At 72.8% G+C, this 12,311-nt stretch carries 13 protein-coding genes; 6 read left to right on the top strand and 7 right to left on the bottom strand.

From position 1 onward, the window contains the following. The first annotated feature begins 14 nt into the window (after positions 1 to 14). Positions 15 to 554 carry a hypothetical protein gene (locus ACFQ79_RS14055; RefSeq protein WP_383582693.1) on the top strand — a complete coding sequence of 180 codons (540 nt, stop codon included), beginning with the start codon at positions 15 to 17 and terminating at the stop codon, positions 552 to 554. A gap of 147 nt (positions 555 to 701) precedes the next feature. On the opposite strand, the gene ACFQ79_RS14050 is transcribed toward ACFQ79_RS14055, so the two are convergent. Further along, complete coding sequence (locus ACFQ79_RS14050) at positions 702 to 1,331, bottom strand: TetR family transcriptional regulator (protein ID WP_037639037.1); 630 nt, start codon at positions 1,329 to 1,331, stop codon at positions 702 to 704. A 227-nt stretch (positions 1,332 to 1,558) separates the two neighbouring features. Here ACFQ79_RS14050 and ACFQ79_RS14045 point away from each other — a divergent pair, with 227 nt between their 5' ends. The 4 genes from ACFQ79_RS14045 (at position 1,559) to ACFQ79_RS14030 (ending at position 5,800) form a co-directional block, all read left to right on the top strand. Next, complete coding sequence (locus ACFQ79_RS14045; protein WP_383582691.1) at positions 1,559 to 2,893, top strand: glycosyltransferase family 4 protein; 1,335 nt, start codon at positions 1,559 to 1,561, stop codon at positions 2,891 to 2,893. Positions 2,894 to 2,981: 88 nt separating this feature from the next. Beyond that, positions 2,982 to 3,716 carry a class I SAM-dependent methyltransferase gene (locus ACFQ79_RS14040; protein ID WP_229314938.1) on the top strand — a complete coding sequence of 245 codons (735 nt, stop codon included), beginning with the start codon at positions 2,982 to 2,984 and terminating at the stop codon, positions 3,714 to 3,716. Beyond that, positions 3,713 to 4,798 carry a prenyltransferase gene (locus ACFQ79_RS14035; RefSeq protein ID WP_383582688.1) on the top strand — a complete coding sequence of 362 codons (1,086 nt, stop codon included), beginning with the start codon at positions 3,713 to 3,715 and terminating at the stop codon, positions 4,796 to 4,798. The genes ACFQ79_RS14040 and ACFQ79_RS14035 overlap by 4 nt, the downstream gene beginning before the upstream one ends. 168 nt (positions 4,799 to 4,966) lie before the next feature. Further along, on the top strand, positions 4,967 to 5,800 hold the full coding sequence (locus ACFQ79_RS14030; RefSeq protein ID WP_383582685.1) for a DUF2690 domain-containing protein: 834 nt from the start codon (positions 4,967 to 4,969) through the stop codon (positions 5,798 to 5,800). Positions 5,801 to 5,821: 21 nt separating this feature from the next. Here the strand turns inward: ACFQ79_RS14030 and ACFQ79_RS14025 are convergent, their stop codons facing one another. From ACFQ79_RS14025 to ACFQ79_RS14015, 3 genes are all read right to left on the bottom strand, one after another. Further along, entirely contained in the window at positions 5,822 to 6,739 is a 918-nt protein-coding gene (locus ACFQ79_RS14025) for a hypothetical protein (RefSeq protein WP_383582682.1), read from the bottom strand. Between the two features lie 101 nt (positions 6,740 to 6,840). Continuing rightward, positions 6,841 to 7,242 carry a hypothetical protein gene (locus ACFQ79_RS14020; RefSeq protein WP_383582680.1) on the bottom strand — a complete coding sequence of 134 codons (402 nt, stop codon included), beginning with the start codon at positions 7,240 to 7,242 and terminating at the stop codon, positions 6,841 to 6,843. 136 nt (positions 7,243 to 7,378) lie between these two features. Continuing rightward, entirely contained in the window at positions 7,379 to 8,386 is a 1,008-nt protein-coding gene (locus tag ACFQ79_RS14015) for a helix-turn-helix domain-containing protein (protein WP_383582678.1), read from the bottom strand. Positions 8,387 to 8,634: 248 nt separating this feature from the next. Between ACFQ79_RS14015 and ACFQ79_RS14010 the strand changes: the two genes are divergently transcribed. Further along, the gene (locus ACFQ79_RS14010; protein ID WP_383582676.1) at positions 8,635 to 9,195 is read left to right on the top strand and encodes a hypothetical protein; all 561 of its coding nucleotides are present in this window, start codon (positions 8,635 to 8,637) and stop codon (positions 9,193 to 9,195) included. A gap of 68 nt (positions 9,196 to 9,263) precedes the next feature. Here ACFQ79_RS14010 and ACFQ79_RS14005 read toward each other — a convergent pair whose 3' ends face one another. From ACFQ79_RS14005 to ACFQ79_RS13995, 3 genes are all read right to left on the bottom strand, one after another. Beyond that, positions 9,264 to 10,274, bottom strand: coding sequence for an LLM class F420-dependent oxidoreductase (locus ACFQ79_RS14005; protein ID WP_383582674.1), 1,011 nt, complete (start codon positions 10,272 to 10,274; stop codon positions 9,264 to 9,266). Positions 10,275 to 10,397: 123 nt separating this feature from the next. Continuing rightward, the gene (locus ACFQ79_RS14000; protein WP_383582672.1) at positions 10,398 to 11,243 is read right to left on the bottom strand and encodes a DUF5336 domain-containing protein; all 846 of its coding nucleotides are present in this window, start codon (positions 11,241 to 11,243) and stop codon (positions 10,398 to 10,400) included. Positions 11,244 to 11,352: 109 nt separating this feature from the next. Beyond that, positions 11,353 to 12,270 (bottom strand): N-acetylmuramoyl-L-alanine amidase, encoded by a 918-nt coding sequence (locus tag ACFQ79_RS13995; protein WP_383582669.1) that lies wholly within the window; start codon positions 12,268 to 12,270, stop codon positions 11,353 to 11,355. Between the last annotated feature and the right edge of the window lie 41 nt (positions 12,271 to 12,311).

Genomic DNA, 12,311 nt, shown 5'->3' with positions numbered 1-12,311 from the left:
TCATTGGGAGTGTTGTGCGCAAGGCGAAGATGGTGGCCGCGGCCGCCGGTGTGGTGCTGCTGGTCGCCGGTTGCGGAAGCGAGGGCGGCGCGGACAAGGGCGGCTCGACCTCGGCCGGTTCCTCGGCCGGTGCGTCCTCGACGGGCGGCTCCGGCGGCTCCGGCGGTGAGCGGCTCACCGGGGCCGCGGTCACCGAGGAGCTCACCGGCGCGGCGACCGCGGCCGGCTTCACGCAGGACGGCTCGGGCGAGCAGATTCCGGCCGAGGCCAAGGACTGCATGGTCAGCTGGACGGCCGATGCCGCGAAGGCGAAGGACCCGGCGAAGTCCTACGCGGACACGGTCGCGACCCTGAACAAGGGCGGCTGGAACGAGGAGCGGAAGACCGAGCAGGGCGGCTCGGTGATCAAGTCCCTGAAGAAGAGCAGCTGGCAGCTCCAGGCCAGCAACCACTCCGCCGGCCCGCTGAAGCTGGTCATGTTCGTGGCCGTCGACAGCAGCCCGGAGTGCGCGGCGGCCCTCGCGGCGGCCAACAAGGCCACGCCGTCGTCCTGATCCACCGGCACCCCCCCGCGCCCCCGGCACGTCGGCCGCCGGGGGCGCGGGTGCGTCTCGTGGGCGGCGAGATCGACCGGCCGTCGGCGGCGCGTCCGGTCGGCAAGGCGACCCGGCAGCAAGGCGTCCCGGCAGCGGCGCGACCCGTCAGCGGCGTGCCGCGGCCTCCGGGGCCGTCAGGTCGATCAGCCGGCAGACCGTCTCGATGTCGATCTTCACCTGCGCGATCGAGGCACGCCCCGACAGCCAGGTGATCAGCGCCGAGTGCCAGGTGTGCTCGATGACCCGGACCGCCGAGAGCTGCTCCGGAGTCGGGTGCTCCGTGCCCATCGCGTCCAGGATGATCGCCGTCGTCAGCCGCGACACCGTGTCGACCTCGGGGCTCACCCCGCGGTCCGCGAATGTCAGCGCCCGCACCATCGCGTCGGCGAGCTGCGGCTCGCGCTGGAGCGCGCGGAAGGCCCGCATCAGCGTCTCGGCCACCCGCTCCGCCGGATCGGCGCCCGCCGGCGGCCGCTTCCGCAGGGTCGTGTGCATGTGCTGGAGCTGGTCCTGCATCGTCGCGACCAGCAGGTGGATCTTGGAGGGGAAGTAGCGGTACAGCGTCCCCAGGGCCACCCCGGCCGCCTCGGCGACCTCCCGCATCTGTACGGCGTCGAAGCCGCCCCGCGCCGCGAGCTGGGCGCTGGCGTTCAGGATGCGGCGGCGCCGTGCCTCCTGGCGCTCCGTGAGGGGCGGTGCCGCGGGTCTGTGGTCCGCTCTGATGTCTGCGGTCATGAGGTCCCGTTCCGTGCGGTGGGGAGCGACAGTATGGCGGTGCGGGCGCCGTGGCGCGAATCACCTGTTCCGGCTCTCACCACAGAGCTACCTGCCGGTAGATTCTGTCCTCCTTGAAGGATCAAGAAGATCAGGCCAGAAGATCAAGAACGATCAAGTCTGTAACTTGTTCTAGATTAGCGCGAGCGGTTACGCTCCGGCGAAACCACGCTCGAAGGGGGTCGCGCATGACCGCTGAGGCCATAGAGGCAAGCCCCCGACAGGGCGTCACCGCAGCCGGTGACAGACCGTTGCGGATCGCTCTCCTCACGTACAAGGGAAACCCCTTCTGCGGCGGTCAGGGCGTCTACGTCCGGCACCTCTCCCGCGAACTCGCCCGCCTCGGCCACAGCGTCGAGGTCATCGGCTCGCAGCCGTACCCCGTCCTCGACGAGGGCGAGGACCTGACGGGGCTCACGCTCACCGAGCTCGCCAGCCTCGACCTGTACCGCTCGCCCGACCCGTTCCGCACCCCGAAGCGCGACGAGTACCGGGACTGGATCGACGGCCTCGAGGTCGCCACCATGTGGACCGGCGGCTTCCCCGAGCCGCTCACCTTCTCCCTGCGGGCCCGGCGCATGCTCGCCGCCCGCCGTGGCGACTTCGACGTCGTCCACGACAACCAGACCCTCGGGTACGGGCTCCTCGGCGGCCCGCGCGCGATCGGCGCCCCGCTCGTCACCACGATCCACCACCCCATCACCGTCGACCGGCAGCTCGAACTCGACGCCGCCGCCGACTGGAAGCGCCGCGCCTCCGTCCGCCGCTGGTACGCCTTCACCCGCATGCAGAAGCGCGTCGCCCGCCGGCTGCCGTCCGTGCTCACCGTCTCCGGCACGTCCCGGCAGGAGATCGTCGAGCACCTCGGCGTACGCGAGGACCGCATCCGGGTCGTCCACATCGGCGCCGACACCGACCTGTGGTCGCCCGACCCGGCCGTCGCCGAGGTCCCCGGCCGGATCGTCACCACCTCCAGCGCCGACGTCCCGCTCAAGGGCCTCATCCATCTGATCGAGGCGCTCGCCAAGCTCCGCACCGAGAACCCGGACGCGCACCTCGTCGTCGTCGGCAAGCGCGCCGAGGACGGCCCGGTCGCCGCGGCCATCGAGCGGTACGGGCTGGCCGGGGCCGTCGAGTTCGTCAAGGGCATCAGCGACGCGGAGCTCGTCGACCTGGTGCGGTCCGCGCAGGTCTCCTGCGTGCCGTCGCTGTACGAGGGGTTCTCGCTGCCGGCGGCGGAGGCGATGGCGACGGGGACGGCGCTCGTCGCGACGACGGGCGGGGCGATTCCCGAGGTGGCCGGGGCGGACGGGGAGACGTGCATGGCGGTGCCGCCGGGGGACGCGTCGGCGCTGGCCGCCGCGCTGGGGCGGGTGCTCGACGATCCTGCGCTCCGGGCCCGTCTGGGCGGCGCCGGCCGCACCAGGGTTCTTGAGCGCTTCACCTGGGCGAGGGCCGCACAGGGCACCGCGGAGCTGTACCGCGAGGCGGTTGCCCGTCAGGGAGCCGGGGCCCGCCGGTGACATCCCGCCTCCGGCGCGCACCCGGGACCCCCGTCGCCCCGCGGAACGACTGCCCACAACCCACTCCTACCGCGAAAGCAGGCAGCTCGTGCTGACCGTCGACTTCACCCGCTTCCCGCTCGCCCCCGGCGACCGCGTGCTCGATCTGGGCTGTGGTGCGGGCCGGCACGCCTTCGAGTGCTACCGGCGCGGTGCGCAGGTCGTGGCCCTCGACCAGAACGGCGAGGAGATCCGCGAGGTCGCCAAGTGGTTCGCCGCCATGAAGGAGGCCGGCGAGGCCCCCGCGGGCGCGACCGCCACCGCGATGGAGGGTGACGCGCTCAACCTGCCGTTCCCCGACGAGTCCTTCGACGTCGTCATCATCTCCGAGGTCATGGAGCACATCCCCGACGACAAGGGTGTGCTCGCCGAGATGGTCCGCGTCCTCAAGCCCGGCGGGCGCATCGCGATCACCGTCCCGCGGTACGGCCCCGAGAAGATCTGCTGGACGCTCTCCGACGCGTACCACGAGGTCGAGGGCGGTCACATCCGCATCTACAAGGCCGACGAACTCCTCGGCAAGATCCGGCAGGCCGGACTCAAGCCGTACGGCACCCACCACGCGCACGCGCTGCACTCGCCGTACTGGTGGCTGAAGTGCGCCTTCGGCGTCGACAACGACAAGGCGCTGCCGGTCCGCGCGTACCACAAGCTCCTGGTCTGGGACATCATGAAGAAGCCCGCCCTGACCCGGGTCGCCGAGCAGCTGCTCAACCCGGTCGTCGGCAAGAGCTTCGTGGCGTACGCGACCAAGCCGCACCTGCCCAAGGCCGACTCCCAGTGACCTCCCCCGAGCGGATCGCGGAACACCTCGTCCTGCCCGGGGTGCTCACCGCCGAGCAGGCCGCCGAGACCGTCGCCGGGATACTCGCCGTACAGCGCGAGGACGGCGCGCTGCCCTGGTTCCGGGGCCACCACCTCGACCCGTGGGACCACACCGAGGCCGCCATGGCGCTGGACGCGGCCGGGGAGCACGCCGCCGCCGCCCGCGCCTACGAGTGGCTCGCCCGGCACCAGAACAGCGACGGCTCCTGGTTCGCGGCGTACCACGACGGCGAGCCCGAGCAGGTCACCGACCGCAGCCGTGAGTCCAACTTCGTCGCCTACATAGCGGTCGGCGTCTGGCACCACTACCTCTCGACCGGCGACGACGCCTTCCTCGACCGGATGTGGCCCGCCGTCTACGCGGCCGTCGAGTTCGTCCTCGGGCTCCAGCAGCCCGGCGGGCAGATCGGCTGGAAGCGCGAGGCCGACGGCACGCCGGTGAACGACGCCCTGCTCACCGGGAGTTCGTCGATCCACCAGGCGCTCCGCTGCGCCCTCGCCATCGCCGAGACCCGTGAAGAGCCGCAGCCGGACTGGGAGTTGGCGGCCGGAGCGCTCGGTCACGCGATCCGCCGCCACCCCGAGCGCTTCCTCGACAAGTCGCGCTATTCGATGGACTGGTACTACCCGGTCCTCGGCGGCGCGGTCACCGGTTCCCAGGCGAAGGAACGGATCGAGGCCGACTGGGACACGTTCGTCGTGCCCGGCCTCGGGGTGCGCTGTGTGGTCCCCAACCCGTGGGTGACCGGCGGCGAGAGCTGTGAACTCGCCCTCGCCCTCTGGGCGATGGGGGAGTCGGACCGGGCCCTCACCGTCCTCCAGGACATCCAGCACCTGCGCGCAGGGAACGGCATGTACTGGACGGGGTACGTCTTCGAGGGCGAGACGGAGAGCGACAAGGCCGTGTGGCCCGAGGAGCAGACGGCCTGGACCGCCGGCTCCCTGCTGCTCGCGGTGGCCGCCCTCGGCGGCGAGGAGGCGACCGTGGCCGTCTTCGGCGGCGAACGTCTCCCGGCCGGACTCGACCCCGACTGCTGCTGATCGCCCGTCCGACACGCGGCGGAAGCAATGGCAAATCGTGTTCTTCTCGGAGCTTTAGACTCCATCCGTTCATGGCTGGCATGGGCATGAGTAAGGGATGCGGGAGAGCAGGACCAAGTGGACGGTGCGGGGACTGTCGGCAGTAGATCCAAGGCTTCGGCCGAGGAGTTGGCGAGTGAGCTGCTCGCCCTGAAGAAGGCGTCGGGACTGAGCTTCGCCCAGCTCAGCCAGAAGACCCACTACGCGAAGTCGTCGTGGGAGCGGTGGGTGAACGGGAAACAGTTCCCGCCGCGCCACGCGGTGGAGAGCCTCGCCGGTCTGTGCGGGACTCCGTCCGCGCAGCTGCTCGACCTGTGGGACCGGGCGCAGGCGGAACGCGAGGCGGGGGCCGAGGAGGCCCAGGGGGCCGAGCAGGCGTCGGATGAGGGCGGTGCGCCGGACGCCGGCGCCGAGCCCGACGCGGGCGCCGAGCCGGAGACCGGCGACGCCCCGCCGCGCGGGCGCCGCCCCCGCTTCCTGTGGATAGCCGCCGTGCTCGGAGTGGTCCTGGTGGCGGGCGGCTCTCTCGCCGCCTACCTCACGCTCGGAGCCGCCGGCGACGCGTCGTCGCCCCGGCCTTCCGCCTCCGTCAAGGTCGCGGGCCCGCAGACGGGTTGCAAGGGGACCGCCTGCGAGGGCAGGGACCCCAAGAAGATGAACTGCGGCTCCGACGCGGTCACCGTGCGCACCGGGTCCATCCCCAAGGACCTGGTGATCGAGCTCCGTTACAGCCGGGCCTGCCAGGCGGCGTGGGGCCGGATCTCCTTCGCGGAGATCGGTGCGACGGTCGTCGTCAACAACTCCGACGGCGCGGCGCAGGCCGACGTCGTCCACTACGACAGGGACGTCTACTCGCCCCTGATCGCGGCCCCGGACGACGGTTCCGTGTGGGTCTGCGCGGCCCTGCCGAAGGACAAGGCGCGCAGCTGCACCGGCCGTTTCATCCCCAGCCAGGAGGACTGACCGCGGGGATCCGGCCGGCCGTCAGAGGGCGGGAACGGAGAAGCGGATCCGGTACCGCTCCTCCAGCTCGCGGACCCTCTTCGGGAGTTCGGTGACGACCGTGGCGATCTCGGCGCGGTGCTCGGCGCGGAACCGTTCCGCCAGCTGCCTGCGCAGCGGCTCCCGTACCGCCTCCACGGGCGCCATGCACGTCGCGTACACGGCTCCGAGCCTGCGGCCGCCCTGCGCGTCGGAGGCCTGGAGCCGGGCGTCGACCAGTGCGAAGAAGGCGTTCTCGTCCTTGGCCTTCACGTCGTGCGCGGCGAGGCAGCCCGGGACGCCCGCACGGGCCCGCAGGACCTCGGGGGCCCGGTCGAGGGGCGCCAACTCCCGGAACCAGCGTGCCTGGAGCGCCTGGTAGACCCGGGGGAGCTCCTGACCGCCGGAGCGGGCCTCGGCCAGGCACTTCCGCAGGGCCGGGCCGGGCTCGGCGGGCGCCTGCGCGGAGGAGGGGGTACGGGGCGGGGCGCCGGGCACGTCGACCGCCTCGCCGAAGCCGTGCGCCCGGAGGTAGTCCAGATCGGGCACGGCGAAGAAGCGGGTGAACATCGGCGGCGGGCCGTCCGGCACCGTCTCGCCCTGCTCGCGCGCGCAGTGGTGGACCGCCCAGGCGGAGGCCAGCTTGCCGAAGGCGTCGAGGCCCTGGGTCGCCCGGGTGCCCTCGCCGCTCGTGGGCAGGACCAGGGAGGCGACGTCCGCCGGCATCCCGTACGACACCTTGGCCGGGACAGAGGCCGTGGCGGGCGCAGAGGGCGCGGCAGCGGCCTGTTGCTGCCGGGTGGCCGCCTCGGGAGCGCCCGTACACGCGCTCAGGACACTGGCCAGGGCGGCGGCGCACAGGAGCGCGACGCCCGGACGGCGGAGGCCGGGGCGGGGCGGGGTTCGGTCGGGGCGAGGCATGGCTCGCGCAACCTCCGGGAGGGGGCGGGACGGCGGGGTTCGGGGACGTGCTGCCGACGGGCTCCGCCGCCCCGTACGGACGGCGGAGCCCCACGGTCGACTCAGTGGTAGATCCACACGGTGTCGTTGCTGTCCCAGTAGCTCGCCACGCTGAAGGCGCGGCCGTTGGTGAGGTCGGAGACCAGGACGATCGAGCCCAGCTCGTAGTACCCGTCGTCGACCTTCACGTAGCCGCGGGAGCCCTGGGTCCAGGAGCCGGAGGCGTTCTTGTAGAAGCCGGCGTACCAGTCCCAGGTGTCCCATCCGCTGGCGGAGTCGGCGGAGGTCAGGTTGAGGTCCTTGCACCCGCTGGAGGCCTTGTAGGCCACCGTGCCGGGGCCCCGGTAGCCGGTCTTGATCTCGCTGGCGACACACCCCGCGGCCGATGCCGTCGGTGCCATGGCGACCAGCGAGGCGGCGGCGAGGCCGGCGGCCGCGAAGGCGGCCAGGGTCTTCTTCGTCATGCTCGTCAACCTTCTTCAGGAGATGGGGACGGGGCCCGACACACCCCCGTGTCGTCGGGACTCCGCGACGGAAGACTGACATCCGTCCCGCGCCCGGGTATTGGACGAATGCGCACAGCGGCGCGGGGGCCGCCGGTCAGCCCGCCAGCCAGGCGCTGGCCGCCTTCCGGGTGGCCAGGAAGCGGCCCGGCGGCATCCCGGTCAGGGCGGTGAACTCGCGGCTGAGGTGGGACTGGTCGTAGAAGCCGCACCGGACGGCCACGTCGGCCGCCCGGCCGCCGGCCGCGAGCTGCCAGATCGCGTGGTTCAGTCGCAGGACCCGCGACAGGCGCTTCGGGGTGAGCCCGATCTGCTCGCGGAAACGGTTCTCCAGGTGACGCACGCTCCAGCCCGAGCGGGCGGCCAGTTCCCGCACGGGGACGGTCCCCGAGGTGCGGCTCAGCAGCCGCCACGCGTCGAGGACGGCCGGGGACGGCTCGCGGGACGGAGCGACCTCGGCGGCCCACCGCAGCAGGGTCTCGTCGAGCACGGTGAAGCGCTCGGCCCAGCCCGGTGCGGCCTCCAGGGCTGCGGTGAGGTCCCGCGCACGGCGTCCGAGCACGTCGGCCGGGTCGGTGAGGGTGTCCGCGAGTTCACCGAGGGGGCTGCCGAAGAGGCGGTAGGCCGCCCAGGGGGCGAGGGTGAGCTCGACCCCGTGCAGGTCCCCCTGATGCCCGAGGACCCGGGCGCGGGTGTGCAGCCCGGACACCACCGACGTGTGCGCGGCGGAGCGGCCTCCGGCGCTCCGTCCGGTGCCGGTACGTCCACCACCCTCCCGACCGGTGCCGGGGCCGGTACGTCCACCACCGTCCCGACCGGTGCCGGTGCCGGTGCCGGTGCACTCGCCACCCCCGTCCCGCCGGGGCGCTCCGTCCCGCCGGGCCGTCCCCTCCCGTCCGGCGGCCGTACGTCCGAGCCGTATCTCGCTTCCGAACCCGATGAACAGGGACACCCTGCCCGTCGGCACCACCAGCCGCTCCTGCGGCGTACCGGCCGTCGAGCGGAAGCCGCGGTAGACGCCGATGCCCGGCCTCAGCCGGGCGTCGGGCCTCGCGTAGAACCACTGGCATCTTCCGCCTGCGTCGCAGTCGCGGCGCGTCACCATGAGTCAGAACCCCCCCTGGGTCCGGAACCGTCCCGGACCGACCGTTCCACTCTCCGGGCGGCGTGGGCGGCGGGCCAGAGACGGCGGTGTCCCAGGGACGCCGAGGGACGTCCCACAGCTCTGACCTGCAAGGATTCCCTGAAGCAGGGATGTGTGGGCGAGGGGCGGGCCCCATTCGGAGTCGCTCGTGTGGCGGCACCGGGGGCCCCGGGTGAGGCTGGCGCCACAACCCCCAGGGAGGTCCTGTCGTGCCCAGATCCGTACCCCGGTCCGTGTCCCGCGGTGTCGTGGCCCTGATCCTGTCCTGCACCCTGCTCCTGACGACCGCCGCCTGCGGCAGCGACGACGGCGCGAACGCGAGCGGTGCCGCGACCCCGACGGCTTCGGGCACCTTCGAGCAGCAGAAGCTCGCCAAGACGCGGTTCGTGGCCAACGCGGGTCTGGCGGCGGGAGCGACGTACCAGTGGATCGTGAAGCCGTACCGCGCGGGCAAGTTCAAGAAGGGCGCGGACGGCCGGACCCTGGCCCTGGTGAAGGCGGGCCTCGCGGGCGCGTTCACGTACAACCGGCTCAAGGCCGCGACGAACAACGCCAAGGGCGACCCGCTGCTGTCGAAGGCGGTCGTGCCGCTCACGGCCGGGATCGAGTCGCTCAAGGAGCTCGGGACGAAGCTCCGCAAGGGCGAGGTCGGCGACGCGGACGTCGGCGCCTTCGAGAACGTCATCAACAGCGTCAAGGACGCGGGCAAGAGCGCCGGCGCCGAGGTCGTCGAGAAGGTCCCCAGCGCCTCCCAGCTCAGTGGCGGCTGACGCCGGGCACCTGCGAGGGGTGTCCTGCCGATCCTGCCGGGCGCGTGGCCTGACCGGCAGGACACCCCCTAGGCGTTGAGCTCCGCGAGCAGGCGGAGGGTCGCGGGGTCCGGTGAGGTGACGAGGAGGTCCGTCACCGGGCCCCGCCGCCATGTGTCCAGCCGTTCGGCGATGCGCTGCCGGGGGCCGACCAGGGAGATCTCGTCCGCGAAGGCATCGGGGACCGCGAGGACCGCCTCCTCGCGCCGCCCGGCGGCGAACAGCTCCTGGACGCGCCGCGCCTCCTTCTCGTACCCCATCCGCCCCATCAGGTCGGCGTGGAAGTTGCGGGCCGCGTGCCCCATGCCGCCGATGTAGAAGCCGAGCATGGCCTTGACCGGCAGCAGTCCGGCCGCCACGTCCTCGCAGACCTGGGCGCGCACCATGGGGGCGACCAGGAAGCCCTCCGGGAGCCGCTCGGGCAGGGCGTACACCTCGGACCAGCGCTCGGGAGACCAGTACAGCGGCAGCCAGCCGTCGGCGATCGTGAGCGTCTGCGCGATGTTCTTCGGCCCCTCGGCGCCGAGGAGGATCGGGAGGTCGGCCCGGAGCGGGTGGGTGATCGGCTTGAGGGCCTTGCCGAGGCCCGTGCCGTCGGGGCCGGTGTACGGGTGGGAGTGGTGGCGCCCGTCGAGCCGGACCGGGGCCTCGCGGCGCAGCACCTGGCGGACCACGTCCACGTACTCGCGGGTCGCGGTCAGCGGGGAGCGGGGGAAGGGCCGCCCGTACCAGCCCTCGACGACCTGCGGCCCGGACAGGCCGAGGCCGAGCATGACGCGCCCGCCGGACAGGTGGTCGAGGGTGAGCGCGTGCATCGCGGTGGTCGTGGGGGCGCGGGCGGCCATCTGCGCGACGGCGGTGCCCAGCTTGATCCGGCTGGTGTGGGCGGCGATCCAGGTGAGCGCGGTGAAGGCGTCGGAGCCCCAGGCCTCCGCCGTCCACACCGAGTCGTAGCCGAGCCGTTCGGCCTCGCGGGCGAGGTCGAGGCGGTCGGGGGAGGGGCCGCGGCCCCAGTAGCCGAGGGCGAGTCCGAGTCGCATGCCCCGCATCCTTTCTGACGATCCGTCAGTTCGGGTGGATGCGGGGACTGTACGCCAACGGCCCCCCGCCCGGAAGGGATTCGCTTCCGGACGGGGGGCCGTCGGTCGTGCCGCTGGGGTGGATCAGCCGCGCTGGATGCCCGTGGTGTCCTGCAGGACACCGCGACGGCCGTCCTGCGTCTGGGCCACCAGGGCGGCACCGCGCTGCTCGACCGCCAGGTACCAGGTACCCGGGGCCAGTTCGGCGATCGGCGCCTGCGAGCCGTCCTCCGCGTACAGCGGGCGGGCGACCGGAACCGCGAACCAGAACGGCTCGAAGCCCCCGGCCGCGGGACCCGGCTGCGGGGCCTGGGCCTGCGGCTCGGGCTGCTGCGGGGCCTGCTGCTGCGGGGCGAACGGCTGGCCGGCACCCTGCGACGGGTCCTGCGGACCGCCGTACGGCGGGTGCTGCGCGCCCGGGTAGCCGTAGCCGCCGGGGACGCCCTGCGGGCCGGGCTGGCCAGGCTGCATGCCGTAGGGCTGCGGGGCCGGCGGCTTGGGGGCGCCGACGAGCGGGGCCTTCAGGGCCGGGACCAACGGTCCGGCGACGGCCGCACCGGCGAGCACCAGGGCGGCGATCAGACCGAGGATCAGGCCCGCGCCGGCGTTGCTCGCCTCGAAGACCCACATCAGCAGGGTCCACGCGGAGGCGATGGTGAACGCGGCACCGACCTGGCCGAGCTCCAGGCCGGCCACCTTGCGCTGCTCCGGCAGGCTGCGGGAGAAGACGACGAGCGCGGCACCGGCGATGCCCAGGAAGAAGGAGCCCCAGCCGAGGTACGAGACCTCCCAGGAGTTCGGGTTCTCGATCTGGTCGCAGATCGCCTGAGGTCCGTCACAGCCGGAAATGCCGAGGAACGAGGCGATGAACAGCACCACCGCTGCACCGATCAGCACGCCATCGCCTCGGGTGAGGGAGCGGATATTCACGTAAGAAGTCCTTCGTCGGGTCGTCGCGTCGGGGTGGCGCTCAGGTCATGGCACGGGGGATGGCACGGAGCTGCCCCATCGTACGGAGCGAATCTATCGCCCGCGGGTTCTACCCCTCGAGGTAGGTGGCGATGCCGTCCGCGATCCCCTGGGCGGCCTTCTGCCGCCACGCCGCCGACGTGAGCAGTTGTGCGTCCTTCGGATCACGCATATTGCCGCATTCGACGAACACCTTGGGCACGGTTGAGAGATTGAGCCCGCCGAGATCGTCGCGGACGTCCAACCCCGTACCGGAACCGAGGTAGTTGGCGGGTGCCGTTCCGGTCGCGCGGGCGAACCGGTCGGCGATCCGCTCGCCCAGCTCGCGCGAGGGGCCGACGATCTTCGTGGTGTCGGCGGATCCTTCGCGGACGCGTGCGGGCAGGATCACATGGAAGCCGCGGTTGCCGACGGCGGAGCCGTCCGCGTGGACGGAGACGACGGCGTCGGCGCGGGCCGCGTTGCCGATCTTCGCCCGCTCGTCGATGCAGGGGCCCCAGGGGCGGTCGGCGTCGTGGGTGAGGACCACCTCGGCGCCGCGTGCCGCGAGGAGGTCCCGCAGCCGGTGGGTCACGTCGAGGGTGAAGGAGGCCTCGGTGTATCCCGCGTTCGTGGAGGTGCCGGTGGTGTCGCACTCCTTGCGGTTCGTCCCGATGTTCACCTTCTGGTTGATCTCCCGGGAATGGCGGAAATTTCCGGAGTTGTGACCGGGGTCGAGGACGACGGTCCGCCCGGCGAGGGAGAGCCCTGTCCCCGGGGTGCCCGGGGTACCGCTCGGCGCATCGCCCGGGGCGCCGCTCGGGGCTCCGCCGGCCGTGCCCGAGGGAGAGGCCTTCGGGCTCGTCGTGGACTTCCCGTCCGACGGTGAGGCCTGCGAGGCCCCGCAGCCCGCGAGTACGGCGCAGCAGCCCGTGGCGGCGAGGGCGAGCGCCAGGCCGCGGGTACGGGTGCGGGTGCGGCGGGTGGTCTTCCGGTGGTCGTACGGCACCCGGCGACTCTAGGCCCTGCGCGGGACGAAATCCCGCAGCG

This window comes from Streptomyces sp. NPDC056480 (genome assembly GCF_042795405.1).
Classification (GTDB): Bacteria; Actinomycetota; Actinomycetes; order Streptomycetales; family Streptomycetaceae; genus Streptomyces.
Note: the sequence above shows the minus strand (reverse complement) of the source record. Positions and strands in the feature narration are given on the sequence as shown.

Excerpts from the sequence above, each read along its gene's own strand:
- ACFQ79_RS14005 (WP_383582674.1), bottom strand. The coding sequence starts at position 10,274 with ATGCGACTCGGACTCGCCCTCGGCTACTGGGGCCGCGGCCCCTCCCCC.
- ACFQ79_RS14050 (WP_037639037.1), bottom strand. The coding sequence starts at position 1,331 with ATGACCGCAGACATCAGAGCGGACCACAGACCCGCGGCACCGCCCCTC.
- ACFQ79_RS14020 (WP_383582680.1), bottom strand. The coding sequence starts at position 7,242 with ATGACGAAGAAGACCCTGGCCGCCTTCGCGGCCGCCGGCCTCGCCGCC.
- ACFQ79_RS14015 (WP_383582678.1), bottom strand. The coding sequence starts at position 8,386 with ATGGTGACGCGCCGCGACTGCGACGCAGGCGGAAGATGCCAGTGGTTC.
- ACFQ79_RS14045 (WP_383582691.1), top strand. The coding sequence starts at position 1,559 with ATGACCGCTGAGGCCATAGAGGCAAGCCCCCGACAGGGCGTCACCGCA.
- ACFQ79_RS14025 (WP_383582682.1), bottom strand. The coding sequence starts at position 6,739 with ATGCCTCGCCCCGACCGAACCCCGCCCCGCCCCGGCCTCCGCCGTCCG.